General features: G+C 50.5%; 2 protein-coding genes. Both read left to right on the top strand.

Going from position 1 to position 3,955, the window contains the following annotated elements; translation table 11 throughout:
• Positions 1-29 precede the first annotated feature (29 nt).
• Entirely contained in the window at positions 30-1,427 is a 1,398-nt protein-coding gene (locus ACTHUT_RS15015; protein ID WP_250599736.1) for a sensor histidine kinase, read from the top strand.
• 55 nt (positions 1,428-1,482) lie between these two features.
• A complete protein-coding gene (locus tag ACTHUT_RS15010; protein WP_250599734.1) occupies positions 1,483-3,873 on the top strand; it encodes a bifunctional acetate--CoA ligase family protein/GNAT family N-acetyltransferase in 2,391 nt (796 codons plus the stop codon).
• Positions 3,874-3,955: the final 82 nt, after the last annotated feature.

The following is a 3,955-nucleotide window of genomic DNA, read 5'->3' as shown; positions in this document are numbered from 1 at the left end:
TTGTTAAAAACTAAAGATTAAACAGATCAATGAAACTGTTTCAACGCATCTTCGCCACATTTTGCGCAGTCATCGTCTGCGCAATCTTTGTGGCGAGTTTTTCATTTTGGCTGGTACAAAACACCCTTGCCGAAAACCAATTCAACCAACGCCGCACCATCGAAACCACATTGATGAGCAGCATCATTTCCGCATTCAACTCACGCGGAGACAGCGGTGCGCGCGAAATTCTTTCCGAATGGAAAAACAATCCGGTTTCCAATGCCGTTTATGTCATTACCGGCGACGATAAAAAAGATATTTTAGGCCGAAACATCGACAGCCTCTCCATTGAGCGCGCCCGTATCTTTGCCATCAACAACCCTGAATCTGATTTGGCACACATCGAATACGACCGTTTCGGCGAAGAATACCTCTTCTTTATTAAAGGCTGGGACAATCATCAAGCCCAACGCCTACCTAGCCCGCTCTTCATTCCCGGCCTGCCGCTTTCACCTATTTGGCACGAATTTATCATTCTGTCTTTCATCATCATCGTCGGCCTGCTGATGGCATACATCCTTGCTAACAATATTACCAAGCCTATTAAAATTCTTGGTGGCGGCATGGACAGAGTAGCCAACGGCGAACTCGAAACCCGCATTTCCCAACAAGTTGACGACCGTGACGACGAATTGTCCCATCTTGCCGTACAGTTCGACAAAATGGCCGAGAAACTTGAAAAACTTGTTGCCAAAGAGCGCCACCTGCTCCACCATGTTTCTCATGAAATGCGCTCGCCGCTGGCGCGTATGCAGGCGATTGTCGGCCTGATTCAATCCCAGCCGCAAAAACAAGAGCAATACCTCAAGCGACTTGAAGGCGAACTGGTGCGCATGGATACTTTGGTCGGCGAATTGTTGACCCTCTCCCGCTTGGAAACTTCCAATATTCCTTTGGAAAAAGAAAACCTCAAACTCGTTCCGTTCTTAACCAACTTGATTGAGGACAACCAAAGCATTGCCCACCAAAACAACCAAAGCGTTACCCTGAGCATTGACCCAAAAATCCCTGAAAAAGCCGTAGTCAGCGCCAACGAAGGCTATCTATACCGCGCCTTTGACAACGTGATCCGCAATGCCATCAATTACAGTCCGGAAGGCAGCACCATTCAAACCCATATCGGACAAGACGGCAAAAACTGGATTATCGATGTTACCGACAACGGGCCTGGCGTGGACGAAATGCAGCTTCCGCATATTTTTACTGCCTTTTATCGCGCCGACTCCAGCGCCCACAAACCCGGTACAGGTTTAGGGCTTGCCTTGACGCAGCATATTATGAAACAGCACTGCGGTAAAATCATTGCTGAAAATGTCAAACCCAACGGCCTGAGGATGCGTTTTATCCTTCCCAAAAAGAAAGCCGGAGACAAAAAAGAAGTCTAAAAATAAGGCCGTCTGAAACTTTTCAGACGGCCAAAAACACAAATAAGGACCCATCATGAGTGCAACTGCCCAAACCGGCTACTTCTTCATGCCTGAACACATCATCCTCGTCGGCGCCAGCGAACGTCCGCACAGCCTTGGCGAGCGCATTTTCAGCCACCTGCTCGGTTCCTCATATCAAGGCAAAATAACCCCTGTCAATCTTCGACACAGCAGTGTTGCAGGCATTCCCTCCTACTCCAGCCTCAGCAAAATCCCGGGCCAAGCCGATTTGGTTGTTGCCGTTATCCCGCCCGACCATTACGACTCGCTGTTCAAAGCCTGCCGTAAAAAAGACCTGCGCCACATTATCCTGATTCAAGATTGGGAAAACCTGCCGCCCGAATCCTGTAAAAACGCCCGCTCCATCATTCAAAAACATCACGGTGACGAATTGAACATCAGCGTGTGCAACAGCGCAGGCATCCAACTCCCCTCGCTCAACCTCAACATCAGCACCCAAGCCGACTATCCAGCCGGCCATATCGCGTTACTGACCGGCCACAGCACCGTCAGCCGCAACATCAACCACCTGCTGAACACGCTGCACCAAGGCGTATCACGCCACATCAGCCTCAACTATGACCTAAGCCCCACCACATCCGCCGACTGGCTCAACCGCTTCGGCCACAACCGCCATACCAAAGTTGCCGTTATCCACTACAATCCGGCCGAAAACCAACGCGAGCTGTTCAGTGCCATCCGCCACTTTACACGCCACACCCCGCTTATCCTGTTGTCCACACACTACACCGACGACACAGACAAAGCCATCCTGCGCAGCCTCAGCCGCCACTGCAATTTCCAACCGGTATTCAATACCGCCGAACTGGAAGCAACCCTAAAAGCCCACCTTTCCGGCATTCCCGTCATTACCAACCCCACCATTCTATCCGACACGCCGATAGAATGGCTGCGAAGTACCGCCGATGCCTGCGAATTGACCCTTGACCTCCCAACTGATGTACCATCCGTCCGACAAGGCTGCATCGGCAGCAACCCCACGCCTGCACGCATCCACCGCTTGGCACTCGAACAATTACAAAATCCGCATACTCAAGCCCTGCTTGGCATTATTTCGCCAGATACGCCGGATGCGTACAGCATTCATCAAACTCTGGATAATTTGGCACAAAAAACCAGCAAGCCCATTCTCGTCAGCTATCGTTTTTCAGACGGCCTGACTCGGTTTAACACGCCGGAAGAAGCCTTGCTGACACTTTATTTCCGCAATCAAACAGCCTATTTGCGACAAGTGCAAAATACCCCTGCTCCAGCCAAAACAGGCCGTCTGAAAACACCTAAAAGCAAAAGTATCGATAAAGCCATTGCATCCGGCCAAACCGAACTGATGGCAGAAGCCCTATACCTGCCTCCGTGCCAAACCCAAAAACACAATGCCATCCAGTTCCGGTTCAGCCGTCATGCCATTTACGGCACCATCCTTACCGCCCATTACAACGGCAAAACCGAAGCCGCATTACCTCCCTTTACCACGCTCGATATCCAGCGTTTAAGTCAGTTTGCAGAACTCGACAATACTTCTGTTCTCAATCAATTCCTGCATTCCCTAAACACGCTTATCCACAATAACCAGCATATCGGCAACATTATCCTCAACTACAACGGCAGCCAGTACAGCAGTACCATCATTCCCGAAATCGTGGAAAAACCAGCCGCACCAACAACCAAAATCCCCAAAAAAGCCGTCCAAACCTTGGAACAGGCCGCAGCCAAAATGCAAAGTGCCGCCGCCTACCTCCAACAAAAAAATCCAGCCGCAGCCGAATTCCTACGCAACACCGGCGAAGCCGCGTCCGAACTGCTGCACCCTAAAACCGAAACGCCCAAAATACAAAACGTACTCGCACCCTATCCGAGCCAAACCGATACCTTTACCCTGCCCGATGGCAACACACTGCACATCCGTGCACTAGAGCCTGAAGATGCCGAAGCCAAACAAAAATTTGTCCGCCAATTACCAGCGGCCGACCGCTATACGCGCTTCATGACCCATACCAACGAATTGCCGCTACCCACACTCGCACGACTGACCCGTCCTGATTTCCATACCGAATGCGCGTGGGCCGCCTTCGCTTCAGACGGCCGTATTGTCGCAGTCAGCCGCTACAGCCGCATCAATCGCAATGAGTGCGAGTTCGGCATTACTTTAGCGCCTGAAGCACGCAAAACCGGCTTGGCCGGCAAAATGATGAGCCTGATTATCCAAACTGCCACACAGCAAGGTTACCAAACCATGAATGCGGAAATCCTCAAAGAAAACGCACCGATGCTCAAACTCGCTGAAAAATCAGGATTTACCGTCACCCCATCGGAAACCGACCGCGGCCTGTATCAAGCCAGCCTCGATTTGAACGAATGGCAAAACAGCAACAAAAACAAATAAAAACTTGCATAACCCGTGTGAAATATCCTAAAATTAGCGGTTTCTATATATCCGCATTTTTCAAAAGGACTCAAAATGGTAG

Source organism: Neisseria sp. P0022.S010, assembly GCF_051956635.1.
This window is presented reverse-complemented; position numbering and strand designations above follow the sequence as displayed.